The 21350-nt window shown below is 62.1% G+C and carries 13 protein-coding genes; 12 read left to right on the top strand and 1 reads right to left on the bottom strand.

Features of this window, described 5'->3' with window-relative positions; all coding sequences use genetic code 11:
• Positions 1-11: 11 nt before the first annotated feature.
• From nusG to ACSQ84_RS12015, 11 genes are all read left to right on the top strand, one after another.
• Positions 12-542: a transcription termination/antitermination protein NusG gene (gene nusG / locus ACSQ84_RS11965; protein ID WP_192734252.1), complete on the top strand. Its 531-nt coding sequence runs from the start codon at positions 12-14 to the stop codon at positions 540-542.
• A gap of 129 nt (positions 543-671) precedes the next feature.
• Positions 672-1100 (top strand): 50S ribosomal protein L11, encoded by a 429-nt coding sequence (rplK, locus tag ACSQ84_RS11970; RefSeq protein WP_065728804.1) that lies wholly within the window; start codon positions 672-674, stop codon positions 1098-1100.
• Between the two features lie 6 nt (positions 1101-1106).
• Positions 1107-1799, top strand: coding sequence for a 50S ribosomal protein L1 (gene rplA, locus ACSQ84_RS11975; protein ID WP_436211863.1), 693 nt, complete (start codon positions 1107-1109; stop codon positions 1797-1799).
• An 86-nt stretch (positions 1800-1885) separates the two neighbouring features.
• Complete coding sequence (locus tag ACSQ84_RS11980) at positions 1886-2839, top strand: 2-hydroxyacid dehydrogenase (protein ID WP_436212275.1); 954 nt, start codon at positions 1886-1888, stop codon at positions 2837-2839.
• Between the two features lie 623 nt (positions 2840-3462).
• Entirely contained in the window at positions 3463-3981 is a 519-nt protein-coding gene (gene rplJ, locus ACSQ84_RS11985) for a 50S ribosomal protein L10 (protein ID WP_436211864.1), read from the top strand.
• A gap of 52 nt (positions 3982-4033) precedes the next feature.
• A complete protein-coding gene (gene rplL / locus ACSQ84_RS11990; protein WP_029081779.1) occupies positions 4034-4411 on the top strand; it encodes a 50S ribosomal protein L7/L12 in 378 nt (125 codons plus the stop codon).
• A gap of 453 nt (positions 4412-4864) precedes the next feature.
• Positions 4865-8983: a DNA-directed RNA polymerase subunit beta gene (gene rpoB / locus ACSQ84_RS11995; protein WP_436211865.1), complete on the top strand. Its 4119-nt coding sequence runs from the start codon at positions 4865-4867 to the stop codon at positions 8981-8983.
• A 153-nt stretch (positions 8984-9136) separates the two neighbouring features.
• Positions 9137-13336: a DNA-directed RNA polymerase subunit beta' gene (gene rpoC, locus ACSQ84_RS12000; protein ID WP_436211866.1), complete on the top strand. Its 4200-nt coding sequence runs from the start codon at positions 9137-9139 to the stop codon at positions 13334-13336.
• Between the two features lie 150 nt (positions 13337-13486).
• Positions 13487-14581 carry a helix-turn-helix transcriptional regulator gene (locus ACSQ84_RS12005; protein ID WP_436211867.1) on the top strand — a complete coding sequence of 365 codons (1095 nt, stop codon included), beginning with the start codon at positions 13487-13489 and terminating at the stop codon, positions 14579-14581.
• A gap of 288 nt (positions 14582-14869) precedes the next feature.
• Positions 14870-16924, top strand: coding sequence for an FAD-dependent oxidoreductase (locus tag ACSQ84_RS12010; protein ID WP_436211868.1), 2055 nt, complete (start codon positions 14870-14872; stop codon positions 16922-16924).
• 140 nt (positions 16925-17064) lie between these two features.
• Positions 17065-19119 carry an ABC transporter ATP-binding protein gene (locus tag ACSQ84_RS12015; RefSeq protein WP_436211869.1) on the top strand — a complete coding sequence of 685 codons (2055 nt, stop codon included), beginning with the start codon at positions 17065-17067 and terminating at the stop codon, positions 19117-19119.
• Here the strand turns inward: ACSQ84_RS12015 and ACSQ84_RS12020 are convergent.
• On the bottom strand, positions 19062-20285 hold the full coding sequence (locus ACSQ84_RS12020; RefSeq protein WP_436211870.1) for an FAD-dependent oxidoreductase: 1224 nt from the start codon (positions 20283-20285) through the stop codon (positions 19062-19064). The two genes, ACSQ84_RS12015 and ACSQ84_RS12020, sit on opposite strands and share 58 nt — an antisense overlap.
• Positions 20286-20965: 680 nt before the next feature.
• On the opposite strand from ACSQ84_RS12020, the gene rpsL reads away from it, so the two are divergent.
• Complete coding sequence (gene rpsL, locus ACSQ84_RS12025) at positions 20966-21337, top strand: 30S ribosomal protein S12 (protein ID WP_057849132.1); 372 nt, start codon at positions 20966-20968, stop codon at positions 21335-21337.
• The last annotated feature ends 13 nt before the right edge of the window (positions 21338-21350 follow it).

Consider the following 21350-nt stretch of genomic DNA (forward strand, 5'->3'; position numbering starts at 1 on the left):
GAATTCAAACCATGGACAAGCGCTGGTATATCGTTCACGCCTATTCGAACTTCGAGAAGAAGGTCGCGGAATCGATCCGTGAACAGTCCAAGCAGCGCGGGCTCGAGGAACTGTTCGAGCAGGTGCTGGTGCCGACCGAAAAGGTCACCGAAGTGCGCCGCGGCCGCAAGATCGACGCCGAGCGCAAGTTCTTCCCGGGCTATGTGCTGGTGAAGATGAAGCTGACCGACGAGGCGTTCCATCTCATCAAGAACACGCCCAAGGTGACCGGCTTCCTGGGCGCTGAAAACAAGCCGATGCCGATCTCGGAGTCCGAGGCGATGCGGATCCTGCACCAGGTGCAGGAAGGCGTCGAACGTCCCAAGGCCTCGGTGTCGTTCGAAATCGGCGAGAATGTCCGCGTGGCCGATGGGCCGTTCGCGTCGTTCTCCGGCGTGGTCGAGGAAATTGACGAGGCGCGCAGCCGCGTGAAGGTAGCAGTGTCGATCTTCGGCCGCGCTACCCCGGTCGAACTGGAATTCGGTCAGGTCGAGAAGGTCTGATCGTTGTCGAGCGGCGATGCCGCTTGAAAAGTGCCGTGGGAGGAGATGGATGATTGCCAGTCATCCGTTGAACCGCACCACGGTCCTGTGAAGCTGCCGGATGATCCGGAGCAACATGAGGAGTGACGTATGGCAAAGAAAGTGACCGGATACCTGAAATTGCAGGTGCCGGCGGGTGCTGCGAATCCTTCGCCCCCGATCGGTCCCGCGCTTGGTCAGCGCGGTCTCAACATCATGGAATTCTGCAAAGCGTTCAACGCCCAGACGCAGAAGGAAGAAAAGAACACCCCTATCCCGGTGGTGATCACGATCTATGCCGATCGTTCGTTCACCTTCGAGATGAAGACCCCGCCGATGTCCTTCTTCCTCAAGCAGGCCGCCAAGATCCAGTCCGGTTCGAAAGCCCCGGGCCGCGACAAGGCCGGCCAGGTGACCAAAGCGCAGGTGCGCGAGATCGCCGAGAAGAAGATGAAGGATCTCAATTGTGATTCCGTCGAGTCGGCCATGAAGATGGTCGAGGGCTCCGCCCGTTCGATGGGTCTGGAAGTTGCGGGGTAACGGGTCATGGCAATCGGAAAACGTTTGAAGAAGGCCCGCGAGGGCGTCGACCGCGAGAAGCTCTATCCGCTCGCGGACGCCATCAAGATGGTCAAGGAACGCGCCAAGTCGAAGTTCGACGAGACCATCGAGATCGCGATCAATCTCGGCGTCGATCCGCGTCACGCCGACCAGATGGTCCGTGGCGTGGTGACCCTGCCGAACGGCACCGGCCGCACGCTGCGCGTCGGCGTGTTCGCGCGCGGCGCCAAGGCGGATGAAGCCCGGGCCGCAGGCGCTGACGTCGTCGGCGCCGAAGACCTGGTCGAGAAGGTGCAGGGCGGTGCGATCGATTTCGATCGTTGTATCGCCACTCCCGACATGATGCCGCTGGTCGGCCGCCTCGGTAAGGTGCTCGGTCCGCGCGGCATGATGCCGAACCCGAAGATCGGCACCGTGACGATGGATGTCACCACTGCCGTGAAGGGCGCCAAGGGCGGCTCGGTCGAGTTCCGCGTTGAGAAGGCCGGCATCGTGCAGGCCGGTATCGGCAAGGCGTCGTTCACCGAAGAGAAGCTGGTGCAGAACGTCAAGGCGCTCGCGGATGCGGTCTCCAAGGCCAAACCCGCCGGTTCCAAGGGCACTTATATCCAGCGCGTGGCGGTCTCCTCCACCATGGGCCCGGGCGTCAAGGTCGAGCCGGGCACGCTGCTCGGTTAAGTCCTTGCGGCAGCTATGAGAAAACGGGGCGGAATCGGGTGACCGGTTCCGCCCTTTGCTATTGCGACAAGGGAAAGAACAACAACATGCCCGAAAAAGTCCTGGTCTATTCGCGTTTCCCAAATGCCCTGATGCTGCGGATCGGTGAGCGCTTCGAACTGCTGGACGCCGCGGGCAAGCCACCGAACGAGATGTTCTCCGCCGAGCAGCTCTCCGGCATCCGCGCCATGATCACCGCGGGCGGAACCGCGCTCGGCGCCGGCGTGATGGATCGGATGCCGAACCTTGCCGCCATCGTCTGTTACGGCACCGGATATGACGGCGTCGATCTCGCCGCTGTGGCCAAGCGCAAGATTGCGCTCGGCCACAGTCCGGGCGCGAATGCCGCTTCGGTTGCCGACATCGCCGTGACGCTGATGCTGGCGACGACCCGGCGCCTGCTGGTGGCCGACGACTATGTCCGCGGCGGCAGTTGGGCGGCCGCAAAACCGTCGCCGATGATGCGTCCGCAGGCCGGCATGCTCGGGCGCAAAATCGGCGTCTACGGCATGGGTGAGATCGGCCGCAAGATCGCCGCGCGTGTCGCGGCCTTCGAAACCGAGGTCGGCTATTTCAGCCGCAGCAAGCACGACGTGCCGTACCGGTATTTTCCAACGCTCGAGGCGCTGGCGGAATGGTGCAGCGTGCTGATGATCGCGGTTCGTGCCGGCAGCGACACCCATCACGTGGTCGACGGCACGATCCTGAAGAAACTCGGCAAGGACGGTTATGTCGTCAACATCGCCCGCGGTTCGGTGATCGATCAACAGGCGCTGGTGGCGGCGTTGACCGACCAGACCATCGCCGGCGCCGGTCTCGACGTCTACGCCAGGGAGCCGCACGCGCCCGACGCGCTGACGGCATTGCCGAACGTCGTGCTGTCCCCGCATATCGGCGGCCACACGCTCGAATCGCATGTGGCGATGCAGGACTGCGTGATGGCCAATCTCGAGGCGTATTTTGCCGGAAGGCCGTTGCCGTACGCTGTGAAACTCGATTGATCGTCGGTGTCCTGCGCCGCTGGCCTCGCCGTGACGGGTAGGAACTGGGCCGGGAAGGGGGATTCGGGACGATTTGGCGCGTTTTCCCACATGTGGCCGCGGCCTGAATTTTGCCCTTGGCAAGCCGGGCGAGACTCGGTAAAGAACGGCTTCCGGGCGTGCTGGCCGTTGCTGGCACGTCTGTGCTCGCATTCCGAAAACCCGATACGGTAGGAGATCATTCCTTTCAGGACATCCGCTATGGATTGCTCGAAAGGAAGGAAAACCCATCGTCCGGTTGGAATGCGGCAGGGGGCGTCCGGCTTGCCGGATAACCTCGATCCTGTCCAAGACTGCAGGCGCCTGAGCAGAGATGCAAGTCTCTTCAACGGCTTAATCGCATAGCCTGCACAGACGGGTGAAGACCGGATTTTGCTTTGACGTCGCCTCGTGCGGCGTGTGGGCCAATTTGGTTCGAACCTCGACACCCCGCGCCATCTGGTTCGGGAGGGCAGGCTTTTCAATGTCGTCTTGCCCGACGTGTCCGAAGGACTGGTGTCTTGAGGTCAGGTTTTAGGTGAGACGATGGGTGCAACCCGGCGGTCTCGTCTCACGCGAAGGCCGCCAACCGGAGAGAGCTTGCTGTGGAAAGAGCGGCAAAAAAGGACGCGGTTGAAGCGCTGAACGGGGTCTTCAAGACCACCAGCGTTGCAGTCGTCGCCCACTATTCCGGCCTCACCGTTGCCCAGATGCAGAAGCTGCGCATGCAGATGAAGCAGGCGGGTGCGTCGGTGAAGGTCTCGAAGAACCGTCTTGCCAAAATTGCTCTTGAAGGCACGGATGTCGTTGCCATCGGTTCCCTGCTGAAGGGGCCGACCGTGATCGCTACTTCAGACGATCCGGTAGCGGCGCCGAAGGTTGCCATCGAATTCGCCAAGACGAACGAACAGTTCGTCATTCTCGGCGGCTCGATGGGTAAAACCGTCCTGGATGTTAACGGCGTCAAGGCGCTTGCCTCGCTGCCGTCACTCGATGAACTGCGCGCAAAGATTGTCGGCCTCCTGGTGGCGCCGGCGACCAAGATCGCTCAGCTCTCGACTGCGCCCGCGGCCAAGCTCGCGCGCGTCGTCCAGGCCTATGCCTCAAAGAGCGAAGCGGCCTGACCCTTCGCAAATCAACCCTGGTTCGAACCAATACGTTTAAGGAAACAGATCAATGGCTGACTTACAGAAAATCGTCGACGACCTCTCGAGCCTGACCGTGCTCGAAGCTGCCGAGCTCGCAAAGCTCCTCGAAGAAAAGTGGGGCGTGTCCGCCGCAGCCGCCGTTGCGGTTGCCGGTCCGGCCGGTGGTGGCGCTGCCGCCGCTCCTGCTGAAGAAAAGACCGAGTTCACGGTCGTTCTCGCCGCCGCCGGCGACAAGAAGATCGAAGTCATCAAGGAAGTCCGCGCCATCACCGGCCTGGGCCTCAAGGAAGCCAAGGACCTCGTCGAAGGCGCGCCCAAGCCGGTCAAGGAAGGCGTGAACAAGGACGAAGCCGAGAAGGTCAAGGCCCAGCTCGAAAAGGCCGGCGCCAAGGTTGAACTCAAGTAACGCAAGTTACCTGAGGCGGAGACCCGGCGGGCCTAGTCGCACCGGGTCGATGCAAAAGCCGTGCTATGGGACAACCGGACGCACGACGTACACAAAAATGTGTGGGGATTCGCGGGGTTAACCCTCGAATCTCCACTATTGTCACCCCATATCGGGGCGGCAGCAGGAAAATGCGGTAGGCGGCGGGAACGGCAGGGTTCTCGGCGTAAGCCGTTGGGAGACAGTCAAATTTCGGGCTTTTTCAGTCCGTGAAGCGAAGGTTGTAACGGGCGGGTGCAGTCATGCGCCCCGCGCGTCGTTTTGCGTTTTGAAGGTCTGGGGAACGGGTTTGGGATTTAATTCCTGAATTTGGGCTTGGTTCCGGCGAAGCGATTCGAAAATTCAACCCGGGGGCGATGGCAGTCGCGCTTCGGAAGGTTCGCCCATCATGGGCGACGAAAATGAGAGGCCACGATGGCGCAGCAGACATTCACCGGTCGCAAACGCATCCGCAAGTTCTTTGGACACATCAAGGAAGTTGCGGAGATGCCGAACCTCATCGAGGTTCAAAAGGCGTCCTATGATCAGTTCCTGATGGTCGATGAGCCGGTCGGCGGCCGTCTGGACGAGGGCCTGCAGGCCGTCTTCCGTTCGGTGTTCCCGATCTCGGATTTCTCCGGCACCTCGATGCTGGAGTTCGTCCGCTACGAATTCGAGCCGCCGAAATATGACGTCGACGAGTGCCGCCAGCGCGGCATGACCTATGCGGCGCCGCTGAAGGTGACGCTGCGCCTGATCGTGTTCGATATCGATGAGGAAACCGGCGCCAAGTCGGTCAAGGACATCAAGGAGCAGGACGTCTACATGGGCGATATTCCGCTCATGACCATGAACGGCACCTTCGTCGTCAACGGCACCGAGCGCGTCATCGTCTCCCAGATGCACCGTTCGCCCGGCGTGTTCTTCGACCACGACAAGGGCAAGACCCATTCGTCCGGCAAGCTGTTGTTTGCCGCCCGCGTGATTCCGTACCGCGGTTCCTGGCTCGACATCGAGTTCGACGCCAAGGACATCGTGTTCGCGCGCATCGACCGCCGCCGCAAGATTCCTGTGACCTCGCTGATGTATGCGCTTGGTCTCGACGGCGAGACGATCCTGTCCACCTTCTACAAGAAGATCAACTACAAGCGCGCCAAGGACGGCTGGCGCGTGCCGTTCGACGCCGCCCGTTTCCGCGGCTACTCGACCATCAACGACCTGATCGACGCCGACACCGGCAAGGTCGTGCTTGAGGCCGGCAAGAAGCTGACCGTGCGCAGTGCGCGCCAGATGCAGGAAAAGGGCCTCAAGGCGCTGCGTCTGTCGGACGAAGAGCTGATCGGCAACTATCTCGCCGAAGACCTCGTCAACCCGAAGACCGGCGAAATCTACGCCGAAGCCGGCGAGGAACTCACCGAGAAGTCGCTGAAGGCGCTGAACGAGCAGGGCTACAAGGAACTGCCGCTGCTCGACATCGACCACGTCAATATCGGCGCCTACATCCGCAACACGCTGCATGCCGACAAGAACATGACGCGTGAAGACGCGCTGTTCGACATCTACCGCGTGATGCGTCCCGGCGAGCCGCCGACCATCGACTCGGCGCAGACCATGTTCCAGTCGCTGTTCTTCGACAGTGAGCGCTACGACCTGTCCGCGGTCGGCCGCGTCAAGATGAACATGCGCCTCGAACTCGACGCGCCCGACACCCACCGCACGCTGCGCAAGGAAGACATTCTGGCCGTCATCAAGACGCTGGTCGACCTGCGCGACGGCAAGGGCGAGATCGACGACATCGACCATCTCGGCAACCGCCGGGTGCGTTCGGTCGGCGAATTGATGGAGAACCAGTACCGCATCGGCCTCTTGCGCATGGAGCGCGCGATCAAGGAGCGGATGTCCAGTGTCGATATCGACACCGTGATGCCGCAGGATCTGATCAACGCCAAGCCGGCGGCTGCCGCGGTGCGCGAATTCTTCGGCTCCTCGCAGCTGTCGCAGTTCATGGACCAGACCAACCCGCTGTCGGAGATCACCCACAAGCGCCGTCTCTCGGCGCTTGGACCGGGTGGTCTGACCCGCGAGCGCGCCGGCTTCGAAGTGCGCGACGTGCATCCGACGCATTACGGCCGTATCTGCCCGATCGAGACGCCGGAAGGCCCGAACATCGGCCTGATCAACTCGCTGGCGACGTTCGCGCGCGTCAACAAGTACGGCTTCGTCGAAACACCCTATCGCAAGGTAAAGGACGGCCGCGTCACCGAGGAGGTCGTGTACTTGTCGGCGATGGAAGAGGGCCGTTACCGCGTGGCGCAGGCCAACGTGCCGCTCGACGCCAAGGGCCGTTTCACCGAGGACCTGATCATCTGCCGTCACGCCGGCGAAGTGCTGCCGATCACGCCGGACAAGGTCGACTACATGGACGTGTCGCCGAAGCAGCTGGTTTCGGTTGCCGCGGCGCTGATCCCGTTCCTCGAGAACGACGACGCCAACCGCGCGCTGATGGGCTCGAACATGCAGCGCCAGGCGGTGCCGCTGGTTCGCGCCGAGGCGCCGTTCGTCGGCACCGGCATGGAAGGCGTGGTTGCGCGTGACTCCGGTGCTGCGATTGCGGCCCGCCGGTCCGGCGTGATCGACCAGATCGACGCCACCCGCGTCGTGATCCGTGCCACCGAGGATCTCGATCCCACCAAGTCGGGCGTCGATATCTACCGGCTGATGAAGTACCAGCGCTCCAACCAGTCGACCTGCATCAACCAGCGTCCGCTGGTGAAGGTCGGCGACATCGTCAAGAAGGGCGACATCATCGCCGACGGTCCCTCGACCGATCTTGGCGAACTCGCGCTCGGCCGCAACGTGCTGGTCGCGTTCATGCCGTGGAATGGCTACAACTTCGAAGACTCGATCCTGCTCTCCGAGCGGATCGTGAAGGACGACGTCTTCACCTCGATCCACATCGAGGAGTTCGAGGTGATGGCGCGCGACACCAAGCTTGGCCCTGAGGAAATCACCCGCGACATTCCGAACGTTTCGGAAGAAGCGCTGAAGAACCTCGACGAAGCCGGCATCGTCTACATCGGCGCCGAAGTCCGCGCCGGCGACATCCTGGTCGGCAAGATCACGCCAAAGGGCGAAAGCCCGATGACGCCGGAAGAGAAGCTGCTGCGCGCCATCTTCGGCGAAAAGGCCTCCGACGTTCGCGACACCTCGCTGCGCGTGCCCCCGGGCGTGCAGGGCACGATCGTGGAAGTCCGCGTGTTCAACCGGCACGGCGTCGACAAGGACGAGCGCGCGCTGGCGATCGAGCGGGAAGAGATCGAGCGTCTGGCCAAGGACCGCGACGACGAGCAGGCGATTCTCGACCGTAACGTCTACGGCCGCCTGGCGGAGCTTTTGGAAAATCGCCAGGGCATCGCCGGTCCGAAGGGCTTCAAGAAGGACACCAAGATCACCCGCGCGGTGCTCGACGAGCATCCGCGCTCGCAGTGGTGGCTGTTCGCTTCGCCCAACGACAAGCTGATGACCGAAATCGAGGCGATGCGGAAGCAGTACGACGAATCGAAGAAGGGCCTTGAACAGCGCTTCCTCGACAAGGTCGAAAAGCTGCAGCGTGGCGACGAACTGCCGCCCGGCGTGATGAAGATGGTCAAGGTCTTCGTCGCGGTGAAGCGCAAGATCCAGCCCGGCGACAAGATGGCCGGCCGTCACGGCAACAAGGGCGTGGTGTCCAAGATCGTTCCGATCGAGGACATGCCGTTCCTCGAGGACGGCACCCATGCCGACATCGTGCTCAATCCGCTCGGCGTGCCCTCGCGCATGAACGTCGGCCAGATTCTGGAGACGCATCTTGGCTGGGCCTGCGCGGGCCTCGGCAAGCGCATCGGCCAGACCATCGACGCCTATTATCAGAAGCAGGATCTCAAGCCGCTGCGCGAGACCCTGAAGAAGATCTACGGCGACGATGAAACCATCAAGACGATGAACGACAACGAGTTGATGGAGCTCGGTCGCAATCTCAGCCACGGCGTTCCGATCGCAACGCCGGTGTTCGACGGCGCCAAGGAAGCCGACATCGAGGAAATGCTGAAGCTCGCGGGCTTCGACGCCTCGGGCCAGTCGACCGTCTATGACGGCCGGACCGGCGACGCCTTCGACCGCAAGGTGACGGTGGGCTACATCTACATGCTCAAGCTGCACCATCTCGTGGACGACAAGATCCACGCGCGTTCGATCGGACCGTACTCGCTCGTTACCCAGCAGCCGCTGGGCGGCAAGGCGCAGTTCGGTGGCCAGCGGTTCGGCGAAATGGAGGTCTGGGCGCTGGAAGCGTACGGCGCCGCCTACACGCTGCAGGAAATGCTGACCGTGAAGTCGGACGACGTCGCCGGCCGTACCAAGGTGTACGAGGCGATCGTTCGCGGCGACGACACGTTCGAGGCGGGTATCCCGGAATCGTTCAACGTGCTGGTCAAGGAAATGCGCTCGCTCGGCCTCAACGTCGACCTGCACAATTCCAAGATCGGCCCGGCCACGACCGCCGAGGCGGCGGAGTAACGCTACGATTTCATGTCTGGCGCATCAGCGCGAAGCAAGGTCTTCGCTTTGATGTGCCGGACATTCGCACCCCGCTCGGACGTTGAGCAGGGCGCGGCTTACCAGGAATTTCGAATTTGCTGCCGGTGACGACCGGCACGCGAGGAGAAGACGATGAACCAAGAAATTATGAATCTCTTCAATCCGACGACGCCGGCCCAGGTCTTCGACCAGATCCGGATTTCGATTGCGTCCCCGGAGAAGATTCTGTCGTGGTCCTACGGCGAAATCAAGAAGCCGGAGACCATCAACTACCGCACCTTCAAGCCCGAGCGCGACGGCCTGTTCTGCGCCCGCATCTTCGGGCCGATCAAGGATTACGAGTGCCTGTGCGGCAAGTACAAGCGGATGAAGTACAAGGGCATCATCTGCGAAAAGTGCTCGGTCGAAGTGACGCTGAGCCGCGTCCGGCGCGAGCGCATGGGCCACATCGAACTGGCGGCGCCGGTAGCGCACATCTGGTTCCTGAAGTCGCTGCCGTCCCGTATCGGCCTTCTGCTCGACATGACGCTGAAGGATCTCGAGCGGATTCTGTACTTCGAATATTACGTCGTGCTCGAGCCGGGTCTGACCGCGCTCAAGGACCGTCAGCTGTTGTCGGAAGACGAGTATCTGAAGGCGCAGGACGAATACGGCCAGGACAGCTTCACCGCCATGATCGGCGCCGAGGCGATCCGCGAGTTGCTCAAGGGGCTCGAGCTCGAAAAGCTCGAGGCTTCGCTGCGTGCCGAGATGCAGGAGACTGAATCCGACATCAAGCACAAGAAGCTCGCCAAGCGCCTGAAGATCGTCGAAGCCTTCCGCTATTCCGGTAACAAGCCGGAGTGGATGATCCTGACCGTGGTGCCGGTGATTCCGCCGGACCTGCGTCCGCTGGTGCCGCTCGACGGCGGCCGCTTTGCGACCTCGGACCTCAACGACCTCTACCGTCGCGTCATCAACCGCAACAACCGCCTGAAGCGGCTGATGGAGCTGCGGGCGCCCGACATCATCATCCGCAACGAAAAGCGCATGCTGCAGGAGGCCGTCGACGCATTGTTCGACAACGGCCGCCGCGGCCGCGTCATCACCGGCGCCAACAAGCGGCCGCTGAAGTCGCTGGCCGACATGCTCAAGGGCAAGCAGGGCCGCTTCCGGCAGAACCTGCTCGGCAAGCGCGTCGACTATTCCGGCCGTTCGGTGATCGTGGTCGGTCCCGAGCTGCGGCTGCATCAATGCGGCCTGCCGAAGAAGATGGCGCTCGAACTGTTCAAGCCGTTCATCTATTCGCGGCTCGACGCCAAGGGTCTGTCCACCACGGTGAAGCAGGCGAAGAAGCTGGTCGAAAAAGAACGTCCCGAGGTCTGGGATATCCTCGACGAGGTGATTCGCGAGCATCCCGTGCTGCTGAACCGCGCGCCGACGCTGCATCGCCTCGGCATTCAGGCGTTCGAGCCGGTCCTGATCGAGGGCAAGGCGATCCAGCTGCATCCGCTGGTGTGCGCCGCGTTCAACGCCGACTTCGACGGCGACCAGATGGCCGTGCACGTTCCGCTGTCGCTCGAAGCGCAGCTGGAAGCGCGCGTGCTGATGATGTCGACCAACAACATCCTGCATCCGGCGAACGGCCAGCCGATCATCGTGCCGTCGCAGGACATCGTGCTCGGCCTCTACTACGTGTCGATCATGCGCGAAGGCCTGCCCGGCGAGGGCAAGATCTTCGGCGAGATGGCCGAACTCGAGCACGCCCTGCATTCGAAGGTCATCCACCTCCACACCAAGATCAAGTACCGGTGGGAAGGCATCGACGAGACCGGCAAGGTGTCCAAGCGCTGGATCGAAACCACCGCGGGCCGCGTCATGCTCGGCAATCTCCTGCCGAGCTCGGCGAAGATTTCGTACGACATCATCAACAAGCTGATGACCAAGCGCGAAATCTCCGGCGTCATCGATCAGGTCTACCGCCATTGCGGTCAGAAGGAGACGGTGATCTTCTGCGACCGCATCATGGCGCTCGGCTTCTACAACGCGTTCAAGGCCGGCATCTCGTTCGGCAAGGACGACATGGTCGTGCCGCACTCCAAGTGGAAGATCGTCGACACCACCCGTACGCTGGCGAAGGATTTCGAGCAGCAGTACAACGACGGCCTGATCACCCATGGCGAGAAGTACAATAAGGTGGTCGACGCCTGGTCGAAGGCGACCGAAGAAATCGCCAAGGAGATGATGAAGGAAATCTCCTCGACCAAGAAGAACGCCAAGGGCGCCGACGCCGATATCAACTCGATCTACATGATGGCGCATTCGGGCGCGCGCGGTTCGCCGGCGCAGATGCGTCAGCTCGCCGGTATGCGCGGCCTGATGGCCAAGCCGTCGGGTGAGATCATCGAAACGCCGATCATTTCCAACTTCAAGGAAGGTCTTTCGGTGCTCGAATACTTCAACTCGACCCACGGCGCCCGCAAGGGCCTCGCGGACACCGCGTTGAAGACCGCGAACTCGGGCTACCTGACGCGGCGTCTGGTCGACGTGGCGCAGGACTGCATCATCACGCAGGACGATTGCGGCACCAAGCTCGGCATCAAGATGCGCGCCATCGTCGATGCCGGCACGGTCGTTGCGTCGCTGGCGTCCCGCATTCTCGGCCGCACCGCGGGCGAGGATCTGCGCGATGCTGCGACCAACAAGGTCGTGGTCAAGCGCGGCACGCTGATGGAAGAGACGCATGTCGACGCCATCCAGCAGGCCGGCATCCAGGAAGTGAAGATCCGTTCGGCCCTGACCTGCGAACTCGTCAACGGCATCTGCGGCAAGTGCTACGGCCGCGATCTGGCCCGCGGCACGCCGGTCAACCATGGTGAAGCGGTCGGCGTCATCGCGGCGCAATCGATCGGTGAGCCGGGCACGCAGCTGACGATGCGCACGTTCCACATCGGCGGCGCGGCGCAGATCAACGAGCAGTCGTTCATCGAGTCGAACTTCGACGGCAAGGTGACCATCAGGAACAAGGCCATCGCCAAGAACAGCGAAGGTCTTCTGGTCGCGATGGTCCGTAACATGGTCGTTGCGATCACCGACGCCGACGGCACCGAACGTGCAACCCACCGCATTCAGTACGGCGCGCGCATGCACGTCGATGAAGGCGACATGGTCAAGCGCGGCCAGCGGATCGCGGAATGGGATCCCTACAGCCGTCCGGTGCTGACTGAAGTCGAGGGCACGATCGGGTTCGAGGACCTGGTTGAAGGTCAGTCGATCTCGGAAACGCTGGACGAATCCACCGGTATCGCCAAGCGCGTCGTCGTCGACTGGCGCGCGTCGCGGGGCGGGGCGGATCTGCGTCCGGCCATCGTGGTCAAGGGCAAGGACGGCAAGGTCTTGAAGCTCGCGCGTGGCGGCGATGCCCGCTACATGCTGTCGGTTGACGGCATTCTGTCGGTCGACACCGGCGCGAAGGTCAAGGCCGGTGACATCCTGGCGCGTATTTCGACGGAAAGCGCCAAGACCCGCGACATCACCGGCGGTCTGCCGCGCGTGGCCGAACTGTTCGAGGCTCGCAAGCCAAAGGACGCGGCGATCATCGCGGAAATCGCGGGCACGATCCGCTTCGGCCGCGACTACAAGAACAAGCGCCGCATTTCGATCGAGCCGATGGACAAGACCGAGGAGACCAGGGAGTACCTGATCCCGAAGGGCAAGCACATCCATCTGCAGGACGGCGATATCGTCGAAAAGGGCGATTTCATCGTCGAAGGCAATCCGGCGCCGCACGACATTCTGGCGATCAAGGGCATCGAGGAACTCGCTGCCTATCTGGTCAACGAAATCCAGGAGGTCTACCGGCTGCAGGGCGTGCTCATCAACGACAAGCACATCGAGGTGATTGTCCGTCAGATGCTGCAGAAGGTCGAAGTCACCGACCAGGGCGAAACCGACATGATCTCGGGCGAGCAGATCGACAAGATCGAGTTCGACGCGCTCAACGTCAAGGCAAAGGAAGAGGGCAAGAAGCCCGCCACGGGAACGCCGGTTCTGCTCGGCATCACCAAGGCGAGCCTGCAGACCCGCTCGTTCTTCTCGGCGGCCTCGTTCCAGGAGACCACCCGCGTGCTCACCGAAGCCGCCGTCAACGGCAAGGTGGACCCGCTGGAAGGCCTCAAGGAGAACGTCATTGTCGGCCGGCTGATCCCGGCGGGCACCGGCGCCTCGATGGCCAAGATTCGCGAAGTCGCGGTCAAGCGCGACAAGCTGATCCTCGACGAACGCGAGAAGCAGGCCGCGATCGTGCCGGCCGCTCCCGAGGTGGAGCCGCTGGCGCTGCCGCCCGCGGAATAGGGCCTCTGTCCAGTTGCTAAACAACAAGAAAGCCGGCTGTGAAGCCGGCTTTCGCTTTTTCAACGCGACGTTCCGGTGCTTCACGCCTGACTACGGCGTGTGCTATCAGGTGATGCAATCTGGTGATCATCGCGATACCTGTGATTCCCCATGAGCGAATCAATTTCAGAACATTTGGTCGACCGCATTTACGAGGCGGGGCTCATTCCCTCGCTTTGGCCGGCGGTACTTGGCGAACTCGGCGCCGCGACCAGTGGCAGCGGCGCCTTTCTCTTTGCTGTGCGGGACGGATACGTCAGCGCGGTCAACTCAGTCGAATACGATGAGACCATGCCGATCTTTCTGCGAGACGGATGGAGCGAGCGCGATCCGAATCTGCCGCGCGCCATCGCGCTCAATCATGCGGGCTTTCTCACGGACGGCGACCTACTGTCGGATGAGGAAATTGCGACCAACGAAGTCTATCGCAATTTTTACCGCAAATACGGCCTCGGCTACCGGGCCGGCACGATCATCCCGATACCGAGCGGCGATTCCATCGCCATTGTCGTGCCGCGGCATCAGGATCTTGGTCCGGTGCCGCGCCAGATCGTCAGCTTCCTGGATGAACTGCGGCCGCATCTGGCCCGGGCGTCGCTTGCGGCAAGCCGCCTTGGTTTCGAGCGCGCACGTGCGCAGGCTGACGCATTGCAGGCGCTGGGCCTGCCGGGCGCCGTGCTGCGCGGTCGCGGCCAGGTGTTCGCGGCAAACGGCCTGTTCGATGCGCTGGTGCCTTCGCTGTTCGAGGACCGGGCCCAGCGTGTGACGATGACGGATGCCGCGGCGGATGCGCTGCTAGCCGAAGCCCTCGGCACCTCGCGACTTCGGGATGGCCGGATCATCAAGTCGATACCGGTCGCCGCGACGGCGGATCACGTGCCGATGGTATTGCACGTCATTCCCGTCACCGGGGCCGCGCGCGACATCTTCACCCAAGCGACCGTGCTGCTTGTGGTGACGCCGGTCGATCGCGCCGCGGTGCCGACCGCCGAAGTCCTGCAGGGCCTGTTCGACCTGACGCCGGCGGAAGCGCGTGTGGCACGCGGCATCGGTGAGGCACGCACGGTCGACGTACTCGCAGGGACGCTTGGTGTCAGCCGCGAAACGGTGCGTTCTCAGCTCAAGTCGGTGCTCGCGAAAACAGGCCTTTCGCGACAGCAGGAACTAGTCAGTCTGCTCGCCGGTAAGGCGTTCCGAAAAAGCTAGCGAATGTCCGCAGAACCAGGGCGCATTCCACGAATGCGGGAACCCGTATTTTTGGCGACGGCGCGCGGTGAAATCACGGCGGCGGCCCCCCGTCCGCCACCACGGACGGAGCCTCCGTAAGACTACGGAATTCGGCCAAAAGCACTGCTTGGCGGGCTCTTCAGCGCCGCTTCGGCATTGCTGCGGTGCGCGGACCTGCTTTGTTCATCTTCCCTTCAGAGTGAAAAGCGCTTTTGCTAAGGACTCTTGACCGGCTGCTTGGGGCAGGCGGGAACTTCCGGAAAACACATGCTCGATCTTGCAATCGTAGGCGGCGGCCCAGGCGGGCTTATGAGCGCCTGGTACCTGAAAAAGAAGCTTGGCGACCTCTGCCGCATCACGATCTACGAGGCATCCGACCGGGTCGGCGGCAAGATACTCACGCGTAAATTCGATTCGGCGCCCGCGATGTACGAGGCCGGCGTTGCCGAGATCTATGACTACTCGATGACCGGCCCGGATCCGCTGCGCGAGTTGATTCAGCATTTCGGCTTGCAGACAATTCCGATGGACGCCGAGCAGGTGCAATTCGACGGCGAGTTGCTCAACGACGTGCCGGGCATGCGCCGCAAATATGGTGCAAAGACCGCGGCTGCGATCGAGGCGTTCCGCAAGCGCTGCAGCGATATGGTGTCGCCGATCGAGTATTACGAAGGCGTCGGCGCCCACGACAATGAGCATCCCTGGGCCTACATGACCGCCGAGGAATTGCTCCAAAAGTTCGTCGACGACGATACCGCCAAGCGCTTCTTCAAGGTGATGGCGCGCTCGGACATCGCGACCGAGCCCCACAATACCAATGGGCTGAACGCGCTGAAAAACTTCGTGATGGATGTCGACGGTTATATCGGTCTGTATTCGATTCAGAACGGCAACGAACAACTGGTCGATTGCCTGCGCTCCGAAGTCGCGGCCGACATCCAGCTCAATCATCGCGTGCTCAAGGTCGGCAAGACCTCCGCCGGCCGCTATCAGCTCAACATGATGAACGGCAAGGGACCGGAGACGCGGGATTTCGATCTCGTCGTGATGTGCCTGCCGCATTCCTGGCTCGCCACCATGCGCTGGGACGGCGAACAGCTGCGCCGGTCGATGGTCAAGCACGTCGCCTATTTCGACCGGCCCGCGCATTATCTACGTGTCTCGATCCTGTTCGACGAACCGTTCTGGGGCGAGAAGATCCCCGGCGCCTGGTTCATGTCGGAGGCATTTGGCGGCTGCTGCGTCTACAACGAGGGCGCGCGCCATGACGTCGGCAGGCACGGCGTCCTGAACTGGCTGATTGCCGGTTCCGATGCGCTGGCATTTGCCAATCTCAGCGATCAGGAACTGATCGACGCCGCGTTGAAGTCGCTGCCGGCCTCGCTCGGCAACGCCCGTGACTATTTCAAGGAAGGCAAGATCCATCGCTGGCTGTCGTCGGTGAACGCGCTGCCGGGCGGATTGCCGGCGCGCGACGTCATGACCAACCACCGGCCCGAGCCGAAGGAACATCCGGGGATCGTCGTGGTCGGCGACTATCTGTTCGATTCCACCCTGAACGGACTGCTCGACTCCTCCGACGCCGCCACCGACATCATCGTCAGCGAGATGATGCGGCTGCGCCGCACGCGCGCGCAGGCGGGCGGGTTGCTCTCCGACAAAATCGACCGCGACTATTTTGAAAATTATCGCGGGCTTGGCCCCTACAGCGAGGTCTGGAGTCATTTTACCGACCCGGCCTATCTGACGGACCTCATCAAGATCGTCTGGAACAGGGCCAGAGGCTACAAGCTGCTGATCGCCGGCTCCGCCAGCGGCGAACTGGTTGGCGCGCTGCGCGAGCGCGGCATCGATGCCTGGGGCATCGAAAACAACCGGGCCGTCCATGCCCGGACGCCGAAGGCGTTGAAGAAATTCAACAAGCTCGGCTCGATCGTCGATATGCCGTTCAAGGACAACGAATTCGATTTCGTGTTCGAGACCAGTCTGTGCCACGTCGCGGAGAAGCAAGTCCCGCGCGCCGTGCGGGAACTCAACCGGGTGATCAAGACCGGACTGGTGTTCGGCTCCGTCACGTCGGACACGCCGCCGGCATTGATCGACCGCTACGACCTGTTGCGCGGGGTGAAGAAGCTCGGCACCTGGTGGGAATGGTCGGAGTTGTTCTTCGGCAACGGGTTCGACCTCTCGATGCATCGCCGCGACGTCACCGATGCACTGTGGGCGGCGACGCTCGCGGCCAACAAGGGGCCGGGGCAGTGGTACGCCGACTCCGACAGCCTGCGCTATTCGTTCTTTGACAAGATGGGGTCCGAGGACTGATCGGCAGCCGCCGGCGCTCTGATTATTTGCCAATTGTTTTGCCGAATTCATCCTGATCGCATAGGATCGCCGCGATAGCGTCCACCGCTGTCGCATTTCGATTTTGCGGTCATGCCGGCCGTGCAGCATCGGTTGGTTTCATGGCGCCAAAGCCTCCTTCCTCGGGTGATCAGAATCCCGCGCCAGCGGACGATCCTGAGCTTGCGAAGAAGCTCGCGCACGAGGCCAGTGCCAAGGCGGCCGGCTTGCCCGCCGATGCCGGCATAAAAGACAAAAAAGATAAAAACGATAGAGACGATAAAAACGACAACGACGAGGATGACGACGAGCTGGAGCTCGATGACGATGATGACGAGGACCTCGTCGTCTTCACCGCCAAGGAAGCCGCCGGCGCGATGGCGACGGTCTACGGCTTCGTCAGGCCGTATCTGGGCAACTACCGGAAGCCGCTGGCGATCGTCACCTTCGGCGTGCTGGTCGAGACGTTGTTCAACGTCATCATGCCGCTCAGCCTGAAATTCCTGATCGACGACGCGCTCGGCGAAGAGGATTTCCAGGCACTGTACAAGATCCTCGGCGTGCTCGCGGTCGCCGGCATCATCACCTCGATCGTCGCGATCTGGTATGAGCGCTGGGACGCGCGGCTGGCAGCCGGCATCATCTCCGATGTCCGGACGCGGTTGTTCGAGCACGTCCAGAGTTTGCCGGCGGGCTATTTCGCCCGCACCAAGCGTGGCGAGATTCTCTCGCGCTTCTCGATCGACCTCTCGGCCTTCGAGGGCGTGGTCAAGACCTTTGCCAATAGCGCGGCACTGCCGTTCCTGGAGCTGATCGCCGGCATCATCCTGATGCTGTTCCTGAACTGGCAGCTCGCCGCCGTCGCGCTATTGGTGTTTCCGATCACGCTGATCGGCCCGCGGATTCTGACGCCAAAGGCGGTGCAGGCCAATTACGAGCAGAAGCTCAATGAATCGGCGCTGCTCGGCACGGTGCAGGAAAACGTCGCGGCCCAGGCGGTGGTGAAGGCGTTCAGCCTGCAGCGCCGCGCGTTCGGCTGGTTCACCCTGCGCAACCAGGATGTGCGTATCAAGACCGCGTCGGCGGTGTTCCTGTCGACCATGGTGGAGCGCACCGTCACGATCTCGGTGCTGTTGTTGCATCTCGTGGTGCTCGCGATCGGCGCCTATCTCGCCACCAAGGGCCAGATCACCATCGGTACCTTCGTGACCTTCGAGAGCGCGTTCTGGGAGGTGTCCTACAACATCGCCCATCTGATGCATTTCATTCCGGTGTCGATCCAGGCGGCCGCCGCGGTGCGTCACATGGAGGAACTCTTGGACGAGCCGACCCGCGGCGCCGACCGGCCCGGCGCACCCGATCTGCCGCGTATCACCAACGACATCACCTTCGATCGCGTGACCTTCAAGTACGAGGGCAGCGAGACGCCGGTACTCGACAATCTCAGCCTCAAGCTCCATGCCGGCAAGCGCATCGCCATCGTCGGCCCCAGCGGTTCCGGCAAGAGCACGCTGCTCAACCTGATCCTGCGGCTCTACCAGCCCGATGAGGGGCGTCTGACCATCGATGGTGTCGACGTCCGCCGCGTGACCCTGGAATCGCTGCGCCGGAGCATGGCGGTCGTGTTCCAGGAGAACATGCTGTTCAACATGTCGATTCGCGAAAACATCCGGCTCGGCAAGGAAGGCGCGACAGACGAAGAGGTCGTGGAGGCCGCGAAAAAGGCCGAGATCCACCGCTACATCATGAGCCTGCCGCAGAAATACGATACCTCCGTCGGCGAACGCGGCGACACGCTGTCGGGCGGCCAGCGCCAGCGCATCGCGATCGCGCGCGCGGTTATCCGCAATCCGTCCGTCCTGCTGCTGGACGAAGCGACGTCGGCGCTCGACCAGACCACGGAAGCTGCGATCAATCGCACGCTGCTGAACGTGGCGGAGGGACGCACCATGATCTGGTCGACGCACCGGCTGACGTCGGTGGTCGAGATGGACGAGATCATCGTGATTTCGAACGGCAAGGCGATCGAACGCGGATCGCACGCGCAGTTGCTTGCGCTCAATGGCGCCTACCGCAAGCTCTGGGACGACCAGGGCCACAAGGCGCACAACGCGGCCGGTCAGGCCGACGACGACAATGAAGACGACGATGATGAGGACGACGACGAGGAGGAGTGAGCGTGGGCTTTTGATTCCGCGCTGATCGCCTTGCGCAGCCGTCGCAGACTGCCTTCGCCAAACCACGCCAGGAAGCGCGCGAGGCGTTGTGTGCGCCAGTAGATGCCGCGGTCCAGGGTGACCTTGCGGAAGCTGAAGGCCTTCGCCATCGACCAGGCGTCGCAGGCCTGCTTGACCGGATCCTCGTAGTACGATGCGATCTTGGCCGCGTTCATGCGTTCGGTTGCAAGCCAGGCCGGAATATGGACGTTGCAGAGCTGGGTGACGTCCGAGAGCACCTTGTCAGTGCCGGTGCCCGTGACCGGGCAGGTGGTCGCGAAGGCGTCGCCGACCAGCACGATGCCGGGCCGCCGATAGCCGGTGCAGACGTACAGATCCGCCGGCCTGATCTTGACCTCGCCGGACACGGTATACTCGCCGGTGATCCGGCGCAGTCGCGGCAACGCGGCATTCATGGTCTCGACCGGCTTGTGCCGCATCTCGCGTAGCCAGGGATCGTCGGCCTCGCGATAGGCGAACAGATTGGCCCGCATCTTGTTGCCGACCGGAAACAGCGTCAGATAGGGGATGCGCTCGCTCGGCCGTTCCGAAAAATAGGTCAGCGCCGGAAATGCGAAAGCGGCGCGGCCGACCGGCGCAAGGTCGAACCCGATCGAGATCGAGTGACAGGCGCTGATGACCTGGCGTTCGATGCCGAGATTGCGGCGCAGCCCGACGTTCAACCCATTGGCCAGCACCACGAGCCGCGCCGAGATCGCCTCGCCGTTCGACAGCGTGATCTTCTGGCGGTCGTCGCTGGTCGAGACATCCGTAACCTTGGCGTAGACCAATTCGGCGGGTTTGGGGATTTCGGCCCGGATCGCCATGATCAGCGCGTCATACATGATGCCGAACTGCCGGCTCGGCTTCTTGTCGAGCAGATAGCCGAATCGCGCGATCCAGTTTTCGCCGTCATGGGTGGCCGAGCGCAGCACCGAATCGGCGATTCCCGTCCGATAAAAGCGATCGAGTTGGGTGTCGCCGCTCAACTTTTCGACGCGAAAATCGAACGGATAAACCTCATGCGGATCGACCAGGAGCGCGGAAATCCCGGCGCGTCCGAGCATCGCGGCCGCGGTGGAGCCGGCGAGGCCGCCGCCGATGATTGCAATGTCGGTGTACCGCATCAGGATTCCCGGTCCAGAAGTGCTAGTTTTGCGCCGGGAAAGGCAAATAAAGGCTTAGCTTGGCGATTTGCGTTGGACGGGAACTCGGTGAATGGTGCTTCGTGATATATTTACCCGGGTAAAATAATCGAGAATCGCCGATTCTGTCCGAAGCGGATAAGCAGGGCGGGCTGCCGATTTTCGCACGCATCGATTCACGCGAAGCGCTGAATCTGCCGGTGCCATAGGCGTTTCCTGCGTTGTCGTTTCACTTGACTTAGCTACCTGCGGCTTATAGAAGACCCCCACTTCACGACAGGCGGTGAGCGTCGCCAGCGTCGGAACGGACCACCCTTTCAAATCCTTCTGGACTGAGACGGGCACCAACCTCGACGAATGCCGCTCAAACGCTGTCGATATAGCTAGGCAAATGCCAGTGCGATTTTAGGTCTCTTGAGCACGTTCTCTTGAGAGTGAACTCGGATGCATGACCTCGGTAGCGGACCGACCGGCGAAAGCTGATCGGCCTTCATTCGCGGTCCTCTGTGGCGTCGAAGCGCTTTCCGCTCAGCAATGAGTGGTTGGCGTGATTTCGTTTTGCGTGGTGTTTTCGCGCAAGGCGGCCGAACGGGGCGGCTAGTCCCGAGAAGAATTTGCGAGGCCAACTTCGGCTTCGCGCGAACTAAAGGGTGAAGGCTGACATGCCGACGATCAACCAGCTGATCGCAAAACCGCGTACGGTGCAGAAGTCGCGCAAGAAGGTGCCGGCGCTGCAACAGTCGCCGCAGAAGCGCGGCGTTTGCACGCGCGTCTACACCACGACCCCGAAGAAGCCGAACTCGGCGCTTCGTAAAGTCGCAAAGGTGCGTCTGACCAACGGCTTCGAAGTGATCGGCTACATTCCGGGTGAAGGCCATAACCTTCAGGAACACTCGGTGGTCATGATCCGCGGCGGCCGCGTCAAGGATTTGCCCGGCGTGCGCTACCACATTCTCCGCGGCGTCCTCGATACCCAGGGCGTCAAGAACCGTAAGCAGCGTCGTTCGAAGTACGGCGCGAAGCGTCCGAAATAATCGGGAACAGAAT

Origin of the sequence: Bradyrhizobium sp. LjRoot220 (assembly GCF_964252915.1) — a bacterium.
Taxonomy (GTDB): domain Bacteria; phylum Pseudomonadota; class Alphaproteobacteria; order Rhizobiales; family Xanthobacteraceae; genus Bradyrhizobium.